Raw genomic sequence first — 17,090 nt, forward strand, 5'->3', positions numbered from 1 at the left:
AACTTAATAACGTTTTTAATTGTTGAAAACTATGAGATATATACTAATTATACCGATTGCGGTTCTATCCATCTGCAGTTGGTCCAGTTTCAATACCGTTAACGATCAGAAAAACCCCTTATATGGGAAAGTATTCCGTGAGATCAATGAAATTGCTGAATTAAAATCTTATACCTACACAACTGGCGCACTTATTGAAACCGACAAGAATGCACAGGGCGATTATCGCTTTGCTGCCGGCTATTTTACAAATGCCAAAAATGGTGTTTGTATTTTAGAGGAATTGTTACCCGATGATAGCAAAGGTAAAGTCAAATACAAGATTTTGGATACCATCAATATCCAAAAACTGAAGTCCAACGAGCAGCTTAGCTTATGCAACTGCAAGCAAGGAGACAAACCAAACAGTGAAATTATAGCCATTAGCCGGGTCGATGAAAGCAAAGAATATTTCGACAAAATCGTCAAGGCATGGCGTATGGATACCAAAAGCCAGAAAATTATACCTTTAAAAGACACAAAAGGTATAAGCTGTCTCAATGAAGGCTATGGCATCTAGTAGCGACAGGGTTTTTAAATCAATCCGTCAGCCTTCAACTTGTCAAACACATGCAAAACGCCAATGACCTGGATCGGTTCTTCCTGGTACTCTTGGTGTGAAAAATAACGAACGGCACCAATCTCATTACTGGGTTCGATCTGCTCTGTTAATGGATACAGAAAACAATCTTGTTCCATGATAACCTCTGGCACAAGCCCGTATGCCGGGGCTGTAACATGGCAATAATAGGAGATTTTATCCGGATCCAGATTGATATTTAGCTCCTCCAAAATTTCACGACGAAGGGACTGCAGAGCTTCCTCCCCCGCATCAATCTTTCCACCCGGCAGATACCATGCCTTTCTATTGTTGCTATACGCTAATAATAATTTATCCTCCTTAATACTCACTAAACCCGCTGTAGGCAAACATTTTGTTGTTGTCATGAAATCTATTATAAACTATTACTGATTAAATACGCTAGATGTGAAATTACTTCTTTTACGACATTTATCAAAGCGCGACAGCTAATTTGGAGAATCCTGCATTAAAACTTTGCACAAAATCAATAGAGAGGCTAATCAATATCCCGAAACATCATAGGCTAGTTTCTCTTTGAGCACAAGCTTCCGTAGGCTCTTCAAAAAAGTCTCCGCATGATTCATGGTAAAACAAAGCGGCGGTAATAAACGGAGCGTATAGCGTCCTGCATATCCTGTAAAAATCTTTTCAGAAAACAGCAGTTCTTTGCGCAGATGTCGAATATCGTTTTCAAACTCTACGCCAATCATCAAACCTTGCCCCCTAACTTCACTCACCCCATGAATTTTTCTTAATTCTGTCAACAAAAATTCACCTACAGCTGCGGCATTATCAATCAATTGCTCCTTTTGAATTACATCAAGTACAGCCAGAGCCGCCGCGCAGACCGCATGACTACCACCAAAAGTAGTCCCCAATTGTCCTATGACCGGCTTTATCTTAGGCGAAATAATTGTTGCCCCCATCGGCAGCCCATTTGCAATCCCTTTGGCCACCGTAATTAGATCGGCTTCTATCCCTGCATGCTGATGTGCAAAGAAAAGTCCCGTGCGCCCATACCCGCATTGAATTTCATCCAAAATAAGCATGGTCCCAGTTTTCGTGCAAATTGCTCTTACTTCCTGTAAGAAACTAGGACTTGCCCGATGAATTCCCCCGACACCTTGAATAGGTTCAATAATGACCGCACAATATTCTTCCGTTTCCAATTGTTTTTTCAAACTGGAGATCTCGTTGAAAGGTGTAAAGACAAATTGTTCACTTTCATTTAATGGTGCACGAATTGACTGGATATCCGTTGCCGCAACCGTAGCTGAGGTTCTCCCATGAAACGCATTGGACATCGCCAATACTTTCCTCCTTCCCGTATGGAACGAAGCTAACTTCAGTGCATTTTCATTTGCTTCAGCTCCCGAATTACTGTAAAAAATAGCATAGGTCGGATAGCCACAGGCAGTGCCTAAGCGTTCGGCCAAACGATCCTGAAGATCATTTGTAACTGCATTTGAATAAAATCCGATCTTGTTCATCTGTTGTATAGTTTCCTCAACAACATGCGGATGGCTATGCCCAACAGAAATAACGGCATGACCACCATAGAGATCTAGATAGGCCTGCTGCTGTTTATCATAGACAAAGCAACCAAGAGCTCGTTCGATCGCAATATCAACTTTCTCAAAAACGGGAAATGGTTTCATGAATGACTTAGAATTAGTAAAACTCAAAAATCCACTTAAATCCCCTTTCATTCCTAGTCCAAGATGGTTATTTATTCCTAGTCCAGCCGACACAGGCAATAAACAAAATAACTCATCTTAAATAGAATAGCGCAGCACTGCTCATGCGCCATCTATCGAATGTATTTTAATCCTGCAGAACAATTGTATATTTGAACAATTACCCGATACAACAGCCTCATGCTTAGACCTTGGAATTTAACGATAGATATTGACAGATCCTCTTCAAAAGCGATTTACATCCAAATAGCGGATAACATTGCTGCTGATATTCAATCAGGTAGATTGCCGAAAGGAACGGCCTTACCGAGTAGCAGATCTCTTGCAGCCCAACTAAAATTAAACCGAAACACGGTAATTGATGCCATACAGTTGCTGTTGAGTGAAGGCTGGCTGGTTAGTCAAGCACGTAGAGGTATATTTGTAGCGGCCCAATTACCTTATGGCTCGAACCTATATGTTGCACAAAAGATCGAATTATCTGATCTTCAGCCTCCAACACGTATTATATTCGATGACGGTAATCCAGACAGTAAGATTGCCCCGGTAGAACAGCTCGGACGGGCTTATCGCCAAATTTTTAAACGCAGCGCACGTTGGAAAATGATGGGATATGCCGATCCCCGAGGTCATCTAGATTTTCGTGAAGAAATCGCCAATATGCTCAACATCGAACGCAACATGCACATCGATAAAAATAAGCTATGCATCAGTCGTGGAAGCCAAATGGCCATGTACCTGGTCGCCCAATGCCTATTACAGCACGATGATTATATCTTTGTAGAGTCTCCTGGATACCATTCAGCCTGGAAGATCTTTGAAAAAGCCGGCGCGAAATTGATTCCTATTCCTGTCGATGCCGATGGTCTTCTCGTTGAAGAACTGCTGCCTCATTTATTGAAAAAGAGCAATATTAAGGCGCTGTACCTTACCCCACATCGACAGTATCCAACCACTGTCACATTAAGCAAAGAACGGAGATCACAATTAATAGCATTATCCAACCAATATAACTTCACGATCATTGAGGATGATTACGATTACGAATTTCATTTTGAACAAGCTCCCTATTACCCGCTCGCTTCACAGCAGGAGCTGATCAATACAGTTTACATTGGTACGCTGAGCAAAGTTGTCGCACCAGCACTCCGTATCGGTTATCTTGCGACGAGAAACGAGCATTTGCTCCAGCAGATTACCGAACTTCGCTATATCATCGATATCCAAGGTGACAATATTATGGAGCAAGCTGTACTGGAACTCATTCAGGATGGAACAATTCGTAGACATATCCGAAAAGCAACACAGCTTTACAAAAGGAAACGTGATTTTATGATTGCCCAATTGGACAAACATCTGCAGGATCATGTGAACTACACTTCTCCACAAGGGGGATTGGCGGTTTGGCTATCTTTTAAACATCAAATCGACTGGGCATTTTTATTCCAAAAATTAAAGGAAAGATCAGTACATATACCGCATCCCGAAAACTACAGCAGAGAAAATGTTTTTGGCGGAATACGGCTTGGCTACGGATCCTTATCAGAGGAATTGATCGAAGAAGGAATAGTCATTTTGGCTGAACTTTTGGAACAGGCAAAACTCTCCACTTAATGGTTTGAAACCCAAAAAACAACTAGACTATTTTCCAATTCGGACGGACTTCATTAGATTAAAATTCTGAAAAAACAAGCACATTCAATATTTAATTCCGTCTCATAAAGACCGATTAAAAGATTAGTATAGGTAATACGTAAAAAACAGTTAAAAATGCTGATAAAACGTAATTATTTTGTCAAAAATCAACTTTTTCACTTATTAATCGCATAAATTAACCGTAGTTTTACGGCGCAAAAGACACACGAGTAATTCCTAATAGGATAGCTATATAATAAGAGAGAGAATAGAGTACATTAATTTATGACTGAGAGAATACCCAGCAGGCCATATGCAGCAATAACTGGTATTGGCGGATATATTCCACCGAATAAAAGATCGAATACAGATTTGGAGCAGTTTTGCGATACATCCGATGAGTGGATTATCAAACGCACAGGTATTAAGGAGCGGAGAATTTTAGAAGAAAATCTTGCCACATCAGACATGGCTGTAAAAGCTATACAAGATTTGGCAACACAATATCATAAAAATCTGAACGATGTAGATGCCCTAATTGTGGCGACTTCTACACCTGATATGCCTATGCCGGCAACAGCAAATATCATTTTAGAAAAATTAGGTCTTACCAATGTTTGGGCTTTTGATGTCAATGCTGCTTGCTCAGGATTTTTATATGCCTTAGATATGGCTTCTGCTCTCGTTGAGACTGGACGTTATAAAAATGTACTCGTAGTCGGAGCCGACAACATCAGTACTTATGTCGATTTAAAAGACCGTTCAACCAATATTCTTTTCGGTGATGGCGCTGGTGTGATATGGCTTGAGCCATCTTTAGAAGGTGGAATTATGGATGCCTATCTATGTAGCAATGGAGCGGGAAAAGAATTTTTAAAAATTGAAGCCGGCGGTTCTTTGTATCCAATCGACAGCAATCTTCCTGTTAACGACAACAGATTCCTGAAACAAGATGGTAAAACTGTATTTAGACATGCTGTGCAGTCTATGAGCGATGCCTGTAATACGGTTTTGCAACGCAACAACCTACAGATTGAAGATATCAATTGGTTAATCCCACATCAGGCTAATCAGCGCATCATTGATGCCGTTGGGCGTAGTCTTAATATACCAGAAGATAGAGCGTTAAGTAATATAGAATACCTAGGAAATACCATTGCTGCCACGATTCCACTATGTATCTGGCAAAATATTAAAAAATTAAATACCGGTGATTTAGTCATGTTAACCGCCTTTGGTGCAGGTTTCTCTTGGGGAGCCAGCATATTTAAATGGATGATTTAAGCGATCAAAAACTTTAGTCGTCATAAATTCACACTAAAATAAAACCTCAGGAATCAATGATTTTTGGGGTTTTTCTTTATTTCCCGCTACCAAAAACAGGTTCGCCATTGCGCAAGAAGAATCGAACCTATCCTCTTTTTACAGGCAGCACCGTGAAGAAGAAAAGAATAAATAGTAGGGAGTTTATAGGGAGCTTATACGGACCTTATAGGGACCTCATTCGGATAAAAGCGTCTAAAGTCCGATTTAATTTCCAATGAAGTGCCAATAAAGTTTGTATCATTTAAGAAGATGTCCTCCCTTTATCCTCTCTTTTAATGGCAAAAGAAAAGGGGGCTTTGCATTGCAAAGCCCCCTAACTCAAATAAGATCTACGCCTTAATAATTTAATGACAGGCCCACACCAAAGCCCATATCACTATCATAATGCGTTCTAAATGCCATATTTTTGGTGATGACATAATTTAGTCCCGCCATATATTCAAGGTCCGAGTTAACCATAAAATCACCACGGATTCTTCTAGCGATCGGAATATCTTCTCGCATCAGCTGCAATCTGACAATACCATCGTGATACACCTCCGCCTGAAAATTGACCAACATGGGTAAAGTATACATAAAACCTATACTCAAAGCTTTGCGACTATCTTTTTTATTGGCCTGCCCAAAGATATTTTTCTCATGTTCATCCTCCCCCATACGGCGATAACGATAATCAAAACCTACAAATGGCATAAACCATTGCATCTTCCCAAAGTATCTACCCAGGTGAGTTTCCACCTCATAGCCATGCATATCGTTATAACCTAATCGCCATTCGGAACCGAGCTGCCAACGCGCATTCTGAAACATGGCCTGACCGTCATTTCCATTGGTCGCAAAATCATTTTGCGCCATAAAATGGGTCATATTACTTTCCATTTGCAATTCCTTGTAGGCTTTGGCTTTGTCTGGAAGATTGGGATTTTTATAATCATCCACAGCAAACACGCGATTCATCCCAGCCATCATATGATACAGGATGTGGCAATGAAAAAACCAGTCCCCTTCTTCATTTGCTAAGAATTCGATCGTATCCGTCTCCATTGGCATAATATCTACCACATTTTTCAATGGCGCTTTCGATCCTTTTCCATTCAACAGTCTAAAATCAAAGCCATGCAGATGTATTGGATGACGCATCATCGAATTATTATAGATGGTAATGCGCAATACCTCGCCCTTTTTTACCGGTATCTTATCCGTTTCAGAGAGAATTTTATTGTCCATGCTCCATACATAACGACTCATATTTCCCGTAAGCGTAAATTTAAGATCTCGTATCGGCGCTTCTTTAGGCAGTTCAGTCGCTTGAGGAGACTCCAACATCGCATAGTTTAGCGTTACAATATCGCCCAATGCATTGGCATTATAACGATTGGGATCTTCTTCCATCTTCATTTGTCCATGATCCATACCGCTATGTTTACTGTGATCTTCTTTTTTCTTTCCATCACCTGTAATTTCGGGATACATCACCGCATTCATATCCATCTGATTCAGACTCATCTTCATACCCATATCATTGAGATCCCCGTTCATCTTCATCATATCGTTCATCATCTTCATGCCTTCAAAATATTTAAGGCGGGGAAGTGGAGAAATCAACTGTTTGATGCCATTTCCGACAAAATAACTTGCAGATTGTGTTCGATCTTCTGTCGTTGCCATAAATTCGTAAGCTGTACCTTCATTTGGGATTGTTACAACGACATCATAAGTCTCCGATACGGCAATCATCAATCGATCGACCTCCACCGGTACCACATCATTCCCATCATTGGCAACAACGGTAATTTTGCCACCGGCATAACGCAGCCAAAAATAAGACGAAGCTCCACCATTGGAAATTCGTAAACGCACTTTATCTCCTGCTTTCAAAGCTTTACCATTCACCGATTTTAAATCCGTGGAATGAGCCCCGTTCATCAAGACCTTATCATAATACACATCACTGACATCCATTGCCAGCTGACGTTTCCATTCATTCGTAACTTTCGTCTTAAACTTCCCTTCTTTAATAGCTTCAACGTACGATTGTGTAGCGCCTTTTTTTATTGCGGCCCAATCGTTGGCCGTGTGTAGCATCCGCTGAATGTTATTGGGGTTATAATTTGTCCATTCACTCAATATGACCGGAATCGTGGGTAAATCATCAATTCCTTTCCGGAAAGTCTTATCATCTGCACGCTTGTTGAGAATAAGACTACCATACATACCGATCTGTTCCTGCAGGCCGGAATGCGAATGATACCAGTGTGTACCGTGCTGGATTATTGGAAATCGATAGGTATAAGTCGAATTCGGCTTTATAGGTTCCTGCGTCAGGTGTGGTACACCGTCTTCTTTGTTCGGCAGAAAAATACCATGCCAATGTAGCGACGTACTCTCCTTTAACTCATTGTGAACAACAATTTCTGCCGTATCTCCTTCAGTAAAAGTCAGGGTAGGCATCGGAATCTGTCCGTTTACAGCGATTGCCCGTTTTGATTTGCCGGCATAATTGACAATGGTATCCCGTACATAAAGGTCATGACGAACCACTTTCTGGGCCAGCACTGTCAGTTGTGTCATCAATAGTAAAACAACCGTTAATATATTACTCTTTTTACGCATGTTCATTCATTTAATTGATTAGTATTCCATTTCCCATCGGTCCTACGCCATATTGGTAGACCAGTCTAGCCCCGTGATGCCCTGTGATAAATAGTGTCACCGATAAACTTATCAACAAAATCAATATCAAATAGTTTATCCAAGCACCTGCACCTTTCCGCAAACCAACAAAATGCAGGACTGTTGTACTACTTGCAAGCCAAAAGCTGATCCAGGCAAAACGTTGATGGATCTCAAAAACCGCAAAGGCACCTTCATCGGCATCGCCTGAAATATGGGTTGCGGTCTGAATTGCAGCAAGCGCTCCAAGTGTTCCCAATAACAACAATCCAAAAGTCAGTACAGTGAAAGGACGTCGATGTTTTTTTAACAATAAGGCACCAATATGACTGATCAACGCCATCAACAAGAGTACTATCGGAAAATGCACCAATAGCGGATGTAAACTGGGCAGTCCTTCGAATAAGCTTTTCATTGTTTTATTGTATTGTTTCTACGATAGATCCACAGGTGGGCATTGATTGACCTAGATAAGGATTTTCAATTTTCTTTTGTGTGCTCAACCAATTGGCTCCTTTTCCATCACGATACATAGGGCAGTGTTGATAATAGACCGTAACTTGAGGTTTGAGAGATTTCATCAACACATACATATTTTTGGAAAGGGTCACAAAGTGCTCCCGCTGATGTTCATTTTCCTTAATTCCAGCGATATGTTCTGTATCGAAAGCCAATTTTCGTTGATATTCCTTCCAAAGCTTTCCTTGAACAGCATCCAATTGTTCGCTATTAACTTTTTCAATGGCGGCCTGGATTCCTTTCGCAGCTGCCTGTGCAGCCGCTCCATTATCCTTAACCAATGCATCTTTCAGTTCGAAATAGGCACTGTATAAGCCTGCAAAAGGACTGCTAGCCGTTTTAAGATTAACTTTCTCGGTGGATGATTCTATTTTTGCAGCGGTATTACTTACGCCGGCCGCCTCTTCTTTAGTCAAAGCGGTATCGCCTTTGCCATTGTCTACAGCTATCGTCGCGGTATCCTCGGCAACAGCGACCATATGATCTGCATGTGTATTTTTCGATGTTGAATTGTTGCATGCAACGAATATCAAAGCCGTCGCCACAATTGGCATAAACTTTTTCATAATTAAGTGTATTTATAGGTTTAGATTTTTAATGTAATTTCGATAGTTTGCTTCGTTTTCAAAATAGGAAACTTCACCCTGATCGCCGGTAATTGCGATGGAAGCCGTCGCCTTATCCACTTCTTTTTTTGAAAAAGGATCGATGGCTACACGTACCGCAGCTTCTTGGGGTATGCGCTTTTTACACATTTCACAGCAGCCATAATAATCCTTACCCTCGTGTCTGACCAGCAATTGTTTTTTCCCCATAAAAGCATCATTCACCATACAAACTTGTGCTGTAGGCACAAGATCGCCTACCTTGTATTGAACGGACTGTACAGGCAAATTGATAGCAGGATCAGTCGAAACTATTCGATCTTCAGCTTGGGCATTCGTTTTTGAACCACCACAGGCCGTTAAAGACAACACAACAACCGATAGGATAGCTAGGAAATAATTCATAACGCAGCCGATTAGTTTAACGTTTCTACTGTACTTCCACAACTGATCATTTGTGCACCAAAGAATGGGTTTTTCACGGCATTCTCCTTACTTAACCAATGCGCTCCCTTGCCTTCATTAAACATGGGGCAATGCTGATAATAAATAGGTCCATCCACTTTACTCACCTTCAGAAGCTCATACAACGTATTTGAAAGAGATGCAAAAGCCACACGTTGCTTAGCCACATCTTTATTTTTAGTTATACCCGCCGCATCAGTTGCCAGCTTATTCATAACCTTCATCCATACCGTATGTTCATCATGGCTAAGTTTATTCATATCGACAGCTTTGATTGCTGCTTGAAATGCCGCTGCATGAGCTGCAGCTGCCACCGCATCTGTCTTCACCAAAGCATCCTTTAGCGCAAAATAAGGATTTGTCAACAGCGCAAACGCGGTCTTTTCATCGGCTGATTTTGTATTCGCCGAAGGTTGAATTATCGTTTGTACGCCCTGGCTATGATTCGTATGATCGACCTGATGTTCAGTGCCATTTTTTAATGCGGGTTTTAAGATTCGTTCATACTGTTCAGCTTTTGCCAATTGAATATAAGCATCATCTGGGGCCAGAAATTTTTCATTGTCGAACCCCGCCAATGCAATACGCTTAAGGACCTCATCCGCGCTTGTTTTTGAAGAGTCGTAGGTAACAACTGCTAGCTTGGTTGTCTGATTCCAGTCAACTTTAGCAAATTGTCCGTCCTTACCTTCTTTTTCAATGATCGTTTTAACAGCCGGAGTATTTCCAAAAACCTTTACAGTCGCTGTCTTTGCATTTTTAATTTGTGCATGTGTATGTTGGGTGGATAGTAATACAGGGATTACCAAACCAAGTAATGAAATTAATCTCATGATTATGATATGTAGTATATAAAAGAATACTGACGAAAAACCCTTCTACAGCGATTCACTGTATTGGCGTATTGAATCCGATAGATTCAAAGGGGATTTTCATAAGCTAAATAAACGGGGTTTTGGATAGAGAAACCGATCCAAAAAGACATAGCATGGGCTAGCAGTCTAACTTTACGCGATCTGAGGAGGTTGCCAAATGGAAAAATAGGCATCTGCGCAATAAGGTTGTTTATAACGCGCATAAGCGTTTAATGCATCAGCATGCAAGGGTAAAATAAGCTGAGCTTCTATAACTGAAACAATGGGATTACATTGCAGGGAGGTGCGGCATGATTTTTCGCCACAATGTTTACCACAGTCGTCCCCATGGTGATCTGATTTTGGCGATTCAGCTCTTTCATCTTTACAACAATCTTCTGTTCCGACGTCTTTTACCTGTTGTCTTTCATCAAGACAACAGGATTTTTCTTCCTGTTTTGGCTTTTCGGACGGTTCGTGGCAGGCAAATAACCTATAGGGTGCTAAAAAAAGCCCCAGCATACAGATTATAAATACGATATTGCGTTTTGCCCACATAACGGATTAAATTTGATAAGTAGAGATGTGCTACTTTGGAGGTAAAGTTCGGTAGAATTTACGAATGTACAATTGTAATATTTCCTATTTTGTTTATAATATTTTGATTTGCTGTATTTCCGATTCTCGGCCTGACCACATAAAAACTATTTTTCGAGTCCTTTGATCCAGTTAAGCATCAACAGACAGCCGGGTGCATACACTCCTCCATGATCAAAACCCTGCAGTTGGTACAACGAGGTTTTGGTATGCCCAACCTGTTTTAAGATCGCTGCCAAATGTGCGTTTTCCTCAAACCGTGCGGCCATTTCCAATTGTTGATCGCCAGTGATCAGGAGAATTGGCGGTGCATCCTTCCGTGCAAAAGAAAGTGGTGCAAACTGATCAATCTGGGGGATCACCATAGATTGACCACGTTCCTTTTTAATTGTATAATGCGTATTTGTTTGCCCACTAATCGGGGCCAGTCCTTTTATATTATTTGCATCAACACCAAATTTTTGAAGGTAATGCTTATCCAAACCAACCATTAAAGCCAGATATCCGCCTGCAGAATGCCCCGACACATAAATTTTTGAGGGATCTCCACCATAGCTGGCAATATGTGAAAATGTCCATGCAACAGCCTCAGCAGCATCTTCAATATAGCTCGGCGCTTTCGCTTTGGGGCTTAGCCGATAATTTACCGCTACAACCGCTACACCTTTCTCTTTAAGTTCAAGTGGAATAAATTTATTTCCCTCCTCTAGTCCACCTCCATGAAACCATACGATGGTAGCAAAATTTTTACGATCAGTCGGGATATAGATATCCAATTTACAACGTTCTTTCTTATAAGAATCTGGTTCATCAGGTTTACAATAGGCAACGTCGGTTGTCGTTTTATATTGCTGCGCAAAAATCAAACTTGGTGAAAACAGAAAAAAGAAGATAACAAGCAATTTGGAGGACATATAAATCGTATTTAAGTGTTAAATAGCTTAAAGTTAACAAAACTCAATCAAAACTATTTGGTTGAGCTAAAATAAGTTTCAACTTTACACTTTTTATTATATATTGATAATTATCTGGCGATAGATATAACAAAACCCAAATTTTCCTGTTATTAACTTAGAAAACATCATACATTATATGGAACAGATAAAGATTGAAACCCATATCAACGTACGCGTAGAAACGATCTGGAATGCGTATAACTCAGCCGAGGATATCATGCAATGGAACCATGCTTCAGACGATTGGCACTGTACAAGTTCAATCAATGATTTACGCATTGGCGGAAAGTTCAAAAACCGCATGGAGGCAAAAGACGGATCTATGGGCTTTGATTTTGAAGGCAGCTATACCGCACTTGAACCCTTTAAAAAAATAGCCTATGTTATGCCAGATGGCCGTCATGTAGAAGTCAACTTCAATGCAAAAAAGTCTGCTACGGATATCACGATAATTTTTGATGCAGAATCGGAAAATCCAATTGATATGCAACGTAATGGATGGCAAGCCATACTCGAAAACTTTAGATCCTACGTTGAAAACACCTATGCAACGACACAACTCGGGTAATCGTATGAATGATGAACGAACTTAGCTTGTCTTTTCATGCGATCATCTTTTAAATAAAGGATATGCTTAGGATTCTTAAAAGTATAGTTATATTTAGCCACTAATTCATCTTCCCTTCTCCATTAAAAGCGGGGAACGATACCAACAAAACGCGATAAAAAGATTACATATGACAATAATTAACAATTATGAAGAGTACAAAGCCTTTGAAGGAAAATCATTAGGCGAATCCCAATGGCATGTTATTGATCAAAAACAAATTAATCAATTTGCGGATGCAACACTTGACCACCAATGGATTCATTTAGATAGCGAAAAGGCCAAAACGGATAGTCCTTTCAAATCAACTATTGCCCATGGCTATCTGACCTTGTCCCTCATTCCTTATTTATGGAAACAAATTGCTGAAGTAAGAAATGTCAAAATGGAAATCAATTATGGGATTGAAAACCTACGTTTTGCACAACCCGTTTTGGTTGACAATGCTGTACAGCTACATACACAAGTAAAATCGGTGGTCAATTTGAGAGGGGTTGTTAAAGTTACCATTGAAGCTACATTGAAAATTAAAGACAGTGCAAAACCGGCTTACGTGGGTGATGTTATCTTTTTATATCATTTCAATTAATTCCAACATTAGACTATAGGCCATTAGCGAATTCTTATACATGCGCAATAGCTTTCAAATAAAACTTATTACAAATCATAAGGATTATCCTTATGATTTGTTGCTTTTAGCAGACGAAACCATTCATGCAATCGACAAATACCTCTATGAATCGATGGTTTATGTTGTCTATGAAATGGTAAAACCTATCGCTGTTTTCTGTTTATATCCGGTCAATACGGAAACATTAGAGATTAAAAACATCGCCGTATCACCAGAGTTTCAAGGCATGGGCCTCGGAAGTCAACTACTTGATTTTATCAAGGAGAACTACCAGCAATACCCGAACCTGATTGTGGGTACCGCAGATTGTGGTCTGGCTCAAATTCGTTTTTATGAACGAAATGGCTTTGTTAAATACGCTATCCGTAAAGATTTTTTCATCGAAAATTATGAGCTGCCTATTTATGAAAATGGTCAACTGTTGAAAGATATGATTATGCTGAAGTATACTTTAAATGCCTAAAGACAAAAATAAATATAGACAAGTACCGGTATTGATAATCCCAACCACAGCACTACTCCTTGTAGTATTGCTTTAAAACCTACTGCCAACAAAACCTCCCTAGACAAACTTGCTCCAATTAAAAACAAAGTTAAGGTAAGCCCCATCTTTGAAATAGGAACGACATAGCCTCCTATATGCTGAAAAAAAGGGATATAACTTGTTAAGATAACCGCCAATACAAATAGACCAATAAAATATGGTATTTTTATGCTCGTCCCTTTGGTCTTGAATGCTACAGCACTTAAACAGGCGATCGGAATAATCCATAAAGCTCTAGTTAATTTTACGGTTGTCGCGACCTGTAGTGCTTCATTACCATACTTACTCGCTGCACCAACGACAGAACTGGTATCCTGTATAGCAACAGCACACCATAAGCCAAATTGCGTCTGGCTGAGATCAAGCAAATGACCGACAACAGGAAATACAAATAAAGCAATGGCATTCAGTACAAATATGGTCCCTAGCGCCACACTTACTTGCTTCTCATTGGCTTTTATAGTTGGTGAAACCGCCGCAATAGCACTTCCACCACAAATGGCAGTGCCGACAGAAATCAAATAAGCGGTTACCTTTTCCAACTTGAGTAACCTACCCAATAGATAGCCCAATGATAATGTTCCGAGAATAGAAATAACGGTTAACACAAACCCTTGCTTACCCGTTTGGATAGCCGTATCGATATTCATTCCAAAGCCAAGTCCAACGACAGAAATCTGTAACAAAATCTGTGTTGCCCTGTGATTGACTGCCAGAAAGGGATGACCGATCCATTGTGCCACAATAATACCCAAAAGTAAGGCAAGCGGGGCTGAAACAAATGGGGTAAGACATAATACAAATAAGAATATAAAAATGATTTCCCGAATGGAGATCTTTCGATTGAGCAGCTGCTTATAACGAATTGTCGTATTTATTTTTTTGTCCATGACAATGATACATTGATTTGGCACAAAATTGAATAACTCTCAATTATTTTAAAAGACACAATTATAAATAAGTCATAACAATTGGTTATAACAAACAACTACATTTTAGTCAAACTAGCTAAAGAATACGCTATAAAAACGAAATAATCCTTATGGTAGAACATTAAAATACTACGATAAATGATTATATTTCAAATAGGTTACTAAACAGATGGATTAAACTCGACTTAATAATTATATACCGATGAAACTGACAGCCATTCATCCCAAACTGCCCATGCGCAACAAAACCATCACAAAGGATTTTTATCTACATAAACTTGGATTTTCATTATGTGGCACTGCCGACTATGAAGGGTATCTGATGTTGAAGAAAGATGATATTGAAATTCATTTTTTTGAATTCCAAGAACTTCCACCCGAAGAAAATTATGGTATGGTTTATATACGCACAGACGATATTGATTGTCTGTATGAATCTTTTAAAGAAAATAATGTTGAGATTCATCCCAATGGTAAACTTGAGATGAAGCCTTGGGGTCAGCGTGAGTTTTCTATTTTAGATCCCGACAGCAATCTACTAACCTTTGGCGCCGATGCTTAGACATCGAAAAGCCCACTAAAGATTGCTAAAAATCAGCGAGGATCCGTAGTGGGCTTGGTATTGTTTGTATGGGTTCTTAGCCGAAAAGGTCTGAACTCAAATAACGATCACCTCGGTCACAGGCAATAAAGACAATAAGGCCTGCTTCGATTTCATTTGCAATTTTAAGTGCTCCTGCAAAAGCTCCACCGGTACTCATTCCGGCAAAAACACCTTCGCGCTTGACAAGCTCCCGCGCAAACTCGGTTGCTTCCTGTTGGGATATATCGATGACACGATCTACCCTGCTCGGATCAAAAATCTTGGGCAGATACGCTTCGGGCCAACGCCGTATACCTGGTATCGAGGATTCCGGAGTAGGCTGGCAACCTACAATCTGAATAGCTGCATTTTTCTCCTTCAGATAGATGGAGTTTCCCATAATTGTACCTGTAGTGCCCATAGCGCTTACAAAATGTGTAATCTTTCCTTCGGTATCACGCCAGATCTCAGGTCCCGTTGTCTTGATATGTGCTTCGTAATTATCCGGATTTGCAAATTGATTCAATATAAAATAACCTTCTTTTTCGGCCTTTTCTTCTGCATAATCGCGGCATATTTCCATGGATTCCAATAAGGTAACTTTAGCGCCATAAGCCTCCATCGTAAGTGTTCGCTCCCGTGTTGAAGAAGCCGGCATTACAAGCTCAAGGTTAAGTCCATATATACCTGCAATCATAGCCAATGCGATTCCGGTATTTCCACTCGTTGCCTCAATCAATTTGCTATCTTTTGTAATGTCACCGCGTTCCATCGCCGAGCGAATCATATTTAGTGCCGCACGATCTTTCACTGAACCAGCAGGATTATTCCCCTCCATTTTCGCAAATATCCGCACCTTGGGATTTGTATGAAATTGTGTTATCTCGACTAAAGGCGTATTTCCTATGGTATCTATGATATTTCCCATGGTATCTATATTATTGGTTTCGAATCTATAAATTTTGAGGTGGCCTGATGATATACGGTGGTGTAAGGCTCTACAGAACTTGTCAACCAAACATTCCCGCCAATGACCGAATGATGGCCGATGTGTGTTTCACCGCCGAGGATGGTGGCCCCTGAATAGATAATGACATGATCACCGATTGTCGGGTGGCGTTTTACATTGGAAAACACCTTATCAACACTCAGCGCGCCCAAGGTTACACCCTGATAAAGCTTCACGTAATTACCAATGGTACAGGTTTCACCGATGACTAATCCGGTGCCATGATCAATATGCAGATGATGGCCTATCGTTGCTCCGGGATGGATATCAATGCCTGTTTTGGAATGGGCATGTTCCGTCAATATGCGCGGTATCAAAGGAACACCCAAGCGATGCAGTTCATTGGCCATCCGGAAGATACAGATGGCAAAGAAACCGGGATAAGTACGCACGACTTCTCTTTTATTCTGTGCTGCTGGATCCCCATCCATCAAGGCATCCGCATCCCAGCACATCAATTCATAAAGCTGTGGAATCCGTTCAAAAAACTTGTGCGCTACTTCTGAGTGATTGCAGCTTTGACAAGCTTTGGATTTGCTCAGGAGCTGCTCCAGTTCTAATTCAAATTGTTCAAAAGCGAGCTTCACATCATCGACCGATTTCATCTCGCTAGAATTTCGTTCGGGGAAGAGCACATCCACAATTCGGATAGCCCAGCCACAGATCTTCTTGTTAGAAGGCATTTCTAGAACAGCAAGTTGCTGTTCATAGATATGTTGATAAAAATCATGCATCTTCACTAGTTTATTAAAACAAATATACTATACAATATTGATAGATTAAGCCTTATTATCAAAACTTAGCCCCTTTGACCATCACGTATTGTCCCCTGATC

Annotated in this window: 19 protein-coding genes; 7 read left to right on the forward strand and 12 right to left on the reverse strand. The window is 40.3% G+C overall.

Translation table 11 applies throughout. The features are described from left to right. Positions 1–31 precede the first annotated feature (31 nt). Positions 32–559, forward strand: a complete 528-nt coding sequence (locus B4N43_RS19770) for a hypothetical protein (protein ID WP_112373688.1) — start codon at positions 32–34, stop codon at positions 557–559. Between the two features lie 14 nt (positions 560–573). Here B4N43_RS19770 and B4N43_RS19775 read toward each other — a convergent pair whose 3' ends face one another. Together B4N43_RS19775 and B4N43_RS19780 are read right to left on the reverse strand one after the other, a co-directional pair. Continuing rightward, positions 574–987 carry an NUDIX hydrolase gene (locus tag B4N43_RS19775; RefSeq protein WP_088160369.1) on the reverse strand — a complete coding sequence of 138 codons (414 nt, stop codon included), beginning with the start codon at positions 985–987 and terminating at the stop codon, positions 574–576. 135 nt (positions 988–1,122) lie between these two features. Continuing rightward, a complete protein-coding gene (locus B4N43_RS19780; RefSeq protein WP_286735954.1) occupies positions 1,123–2,280 on the reverse strand; it encodes an aspartate aminotransferase family protein in 1,158 nt (385 codons plus the stop codon). A 219-nt stretch (positions 2,281–2,499) separates the two neighbouring features. Between B4N43_RS19780 and B4N43_RS19785 the strand changes: the two genes are divergently transcribed. Next, on the forward strand, positions 2,500–3,933 hold the full coding sequence (locus B4N43_RS19785; RefSeq protein ID WP_112373690.1) for a PLP-dependent aminotransferase family protein: 1,434 nt from the start codon (positions 2,500–2,502) through the stop codon (positions 3,931–3,933). Positions 3,934–4,239: 306 nt separating this feature from the next. Then, positions 4,240–5,238: a beta-ketoacyl-ACP synthase III gene (locus B4N43_RS19790; RefSeq protein ID WP_046673918.1), complete on the forward strand. Its 999-nt coding sequence runs from the start codon at positions 4,240–4,242 to the stop codon at positions 5,236–5,238. Positions 5,239–5,616: 378 nt separating this feature from the next. On the opposite strand, the gene B4N43_RS19795 is transcribed toward B4N43_RS19790, so the two are convergent. From B4N43_RS19795 to B4N43_RS19825, 7 genes are all read right to left on the reverse strand, one after another. Continuing rightward, the gene (locus B4N43_RS19795; RefSeq protein WP_286735955.1) at positions 5,617–7,893 is read right to left on the reverse strand and encodes a multicopper oxidase family protein; all 2,277 of its coding nucleotides are present in this window, start codon (positions 7,891–7,893) and stop codon (positions 5,617–5,619) included. 10 nt (positions 7,894–7,903) lie between these two features. Then, entirely contained in the window at positions 7,904–8,368 is a 465-nt protein-coding gene (locus B4N43_RS19800; RefSeq protein WP_286735956.1) for a DUF2231 domain-containing protein, read from the reverse strand. A gap of 4 nt (positions 8,369–8,372) precedes the next feature. Then, complete coding sequence (locus B4N43_RS19805; protein WP_286735957.1) at positions 8,373–9,038, reverse strand: DUF3347 domain-containing protein; 666 nt, start codon at positions 9,036–9,038, stop codon at positions 8,373–8,375. 12 nt (positions 9,039–9,050) lie between these two features. Then, positions 9,051–9,482 (reverse strand): hypothetical protein, encoded by a 432-nt coding sequence (locus B4N43_RS19810; RefSeq protein ID WP_286735958.1) that lies wholly within the window; start codon positions 9,480–9,482, stop codon positions 9,051–9,053. A gap of 11 nt (positions 9,483–9,493) precedes the next feature. Further along, positions 9,494–10,375 (reverse strand): DUF3347 domain-containing protein, encoded by an 882-nt coding sequence (locus B4N43_RS19815; protein ID WP_286735959.1) that lies wholly within the window; start codon positions 10,373–10,375, stop codon positions 9,494–9,496. A 174-nt stretch (positions 10,376–10,549) separates the two neighbouring features. After that, positions 10,550–10,954, reverse strand: coding sequence for a hypothetical protein (locus B4N43_RS19820; RefSeq protein WP_286735960.1), 405 nt, complete (start codon positions 10,952–10,954; stop codon positions 10,550–10,552). A gap of 146 nt (positions 10,955–11,100) precedes the next feature. Beyond that, positions 11,101–11,907, reverse strand: coding sequence for an alpha/beta hydrolase (locus B4N43_RS19825; protein WP_286735961.1), 807 nt, complete (start codon positions 11,905–11,907; stop codon positions 11,101–11,103). A 178-nt stretch (positions 11,908–12,085) separates the two neighbouring features. On the opposite strand from B4N43_RS19825, the gene B4N43_RS19830 reads away from it, so the two are divergent. From B4N43_RS19830 to B4N43_RS19840, 3 genes are all read left to right on the forward strand, one after another. Next, complete coding sequence (locus B4N43_RS19830; RefSeq protein ID WP_286735962.1) at positions 12,086–12,517, forward strand: SRPBCC domain-containing protein; 432 nt, start codon at positions 12,086–12,088, stop codon at positions 12,515–12,517. Positions 12,518–12,686: 169 nt separating this feature from the next. Next, complete coding sequence (locus tag B4N43_RS19835; RefSeq protein WP_046673910.1) at positions 12,687–13,145, forward strand: MaoC family dehydratase; 459 nt, start codon at positions 12,687–12,689, stop codon at positions 13,143–13,145. A 40-nt stretch (positions 13,146–13,185) separates the two neighbouring features. Beyond that, positions 13,186–13,650 carry a GNAT family N-acetyltransferase gene (locus tag B4N43_RS19840; protein WP_088160361.1) on the forward strand — a complete coding sequence of 155 codons (465 nt, stop codon included), beginning with the start codon at positions 13,186–13,188 and terminating at the stop codon, positions 13,648–13,650. Here the strand turns inward: B4N43_RS19840 and B4N43_RS19845 are convergent. After that, on the reverse strand, positions 13,647–14,621 hold the full coding sequence (locus tag B4N43_RS19845; RefSeq protein WP_286735963.1) for a YeiH family protein: 975 nt from the start codon (positions 14,619–14,621) through the stop codon (positions 13,647–13,649). The genes B4N43_RS19840 and B4N43_RS19845 overlap by 4 nt on opposite strands. Positions 14,622–14,865: 244 nt before the next feature. Here B4N43_RS19845 and B4N43_RS19850 point away from each other — a divergent pair, with 244 nt between their 5' ends. Beyond that, positions 14,866–15,225: a bleomycin resistance protein gene (locus B4N43_RS19850; protein ID WP_286735964.1), complete on the forward strand. Its 360-nt coding sequence runs from the start codon at positions 14,866–14,868 to the stop codon at positions 15,223–15,225. A 76-nt stretch (positions 15,226–15,301) separates the two neighbouring features. Here B4N43_RS19850 and cysM read toward each other — a convergent pair whose 3' ends face one another. Both cysM and B4N43_RS19860 read right to left on the reverse strand, forming a co-directional pair. After that, a complete protein-coding gene (gene cysM / locus B4N43_RS19855; RefSeq protein WP_153847896.1) occupies positions 15,302–16,174 on the reverse strand; it encodes a cysteine synthase CysM in 873 nt (290 codons plus the stop codon). A 5-nt stretch (positions 16,175–16,179) separates the two neighbouring features. Continuing rightward, positions 16,180–16,989, reverse strand: coding sequence for a serine O-acetyltransferase (locus B4N43_RS19860; RefSeq protein WP_075991214.1), 810 nt, complete (start codon positions 16,987–16,989; stop codon positions 16,180–16,182). Between the last annotated feature and the right edge of the window lie 101 nt (positions 16,990–17,090).

It is taken from the genome of Sphingobacterium sp. UBA1897 (assembly GCF_002337775.1).
GTDB lineage: Bacteria > Bacteroidota > Bacteroidia > Sphingobacteriales > Sphingobacteriaceae > Sphingobacterium > Sphingobacterium siyangense.

Bases quoted from the DNA above. Each gene is read 5' to 3' on its own strand.
- B4N43_RS19770 (WP_112373688.1), top strand. From the start codon at position 32: ATGAGATATATACTAATTATACCGATTGCGGTTCTATCCATCTGCAGT.
- B4N43_RS19775 (WP_088160369.1), bottom strand. From the start codon at position 987: ATGACAACAACAAAATGTTTGCCTACAGCGGGTTTAGTGAGTATTAAG.
- B4N43_RS19780 (WP_286735954.1), bottom strand. From the start codon at position 2,280: ATGAAACCATTTCCCGTTTTTGAGAAAGTTGATATTGCGATCGAACGA.
- B4N43_RS19785 (WP_112373690.1), top strand. From the start codon at position 2,500: ATGCTTAGACCTTGGAATTTAACGATAGATATTGACAGATCCTCTTCA.
- B4N43_RS19790 (WP_046673918.1), top strand. From the start codon at position 4,240: ATGACTGAGAGAATACCCAGCAGGCCATATGCAGCAATAACTGGTATT.
- B4N43_RS19795 (WP_286735955.1), bottom strand. From the start codon at position 7,893: ATGCGTAAAAAGAGTAATATATTAACGGTTGTTTTACTATTGATGACA.
- B4N43_RS19800 (WP_286735956.1), bottom strand. From the start codon at position 8,368: ATGAAAAGCTTATTCGAAGGACTGCCCAGTTTACATCCGCTATTGGTG.
- B4N43_RS19805 (WP_286735957.1), bottom strand. From the start codon at position 9,038: ATGAAAAAGTTTATGCCAATTGTGGCGACGGCTTTGATATTCGTTGCA.
- B4N43_RS19810 (WP_286735958.1), bottom strand. From the start codon at position 9,482: ATGAATTATTTCCTAGCTATCCTATCGGTTGTTGTGTTGTCTTTAACG.
- B4N43_RS19815 (WP_286735959.1), bottom strand. From the start codon at position 10,375: ATGAGATTAATTTCATTACTTGGTTTGGTAATCCCTGTATTACTATCC.
- B4N43_RS19820 (WP_286735960.1), bottom strand. From the start codon at position 10,954: ATGTGGGCAAAACGCAATATCGTATTTATAATCTGTATGCTGGGGCTT.
- B4N43_RS19825 (WP_286735961.1), bottom strand. From the start codon at position 11,907: ATGTCCTCCAAATTGCTTGTTATCTTCTTTTTTCTGTTTTCACCAAGT.
- B4N43_RS19830 (WP_286735962.1), top strand. From the start codon at position 12,086: ATGGAACAGATAAAGATTGAAACCCATATCAACGTACGCGTAGAAACG.
- B4N43_RS19835 (WP_046673910.1), top strand. From the start codon at position 12,687: ATGACAATAATTAACAATTATGAAGAGTACAAAGCCTTTGAAGGAAAA.
- B4N43_RS19840 (WP_088160361.1), top strand. From the start codon at position 13,186: ATGCGCAATAGCTTTCAAATAAAACTTATTACAAATCATAAGGATTAT.
- B4N43_RS19845 (WP_286735963.1), bottom strand. From the start codon at position 14,621: ATGGACAAAAAAATAAATACGACAATTCGTTATAAGCAGCTGCTCAAT.
- B4N43_RS19850 (WP_286735964.1), top strand. From the start codon at position 14,866: ATGAAACTGACAGCCATTCATCCCAAACTGCCCATGCGCAACAAAACC.
- cysM (WP_153847896.1), bottom strand. From the start codon at position 16,174: ATGGGAAATATCATAGATACCATAGGAAATACGCCTTTAGTCGAGATA.
- B4N43_RS19860 (WP_075991214.1), bottom strand. From the start codon at position 16,989: ATGCATGATTTTTATCAACATATCTATGAACAGCAACTTGCTGTTCTA.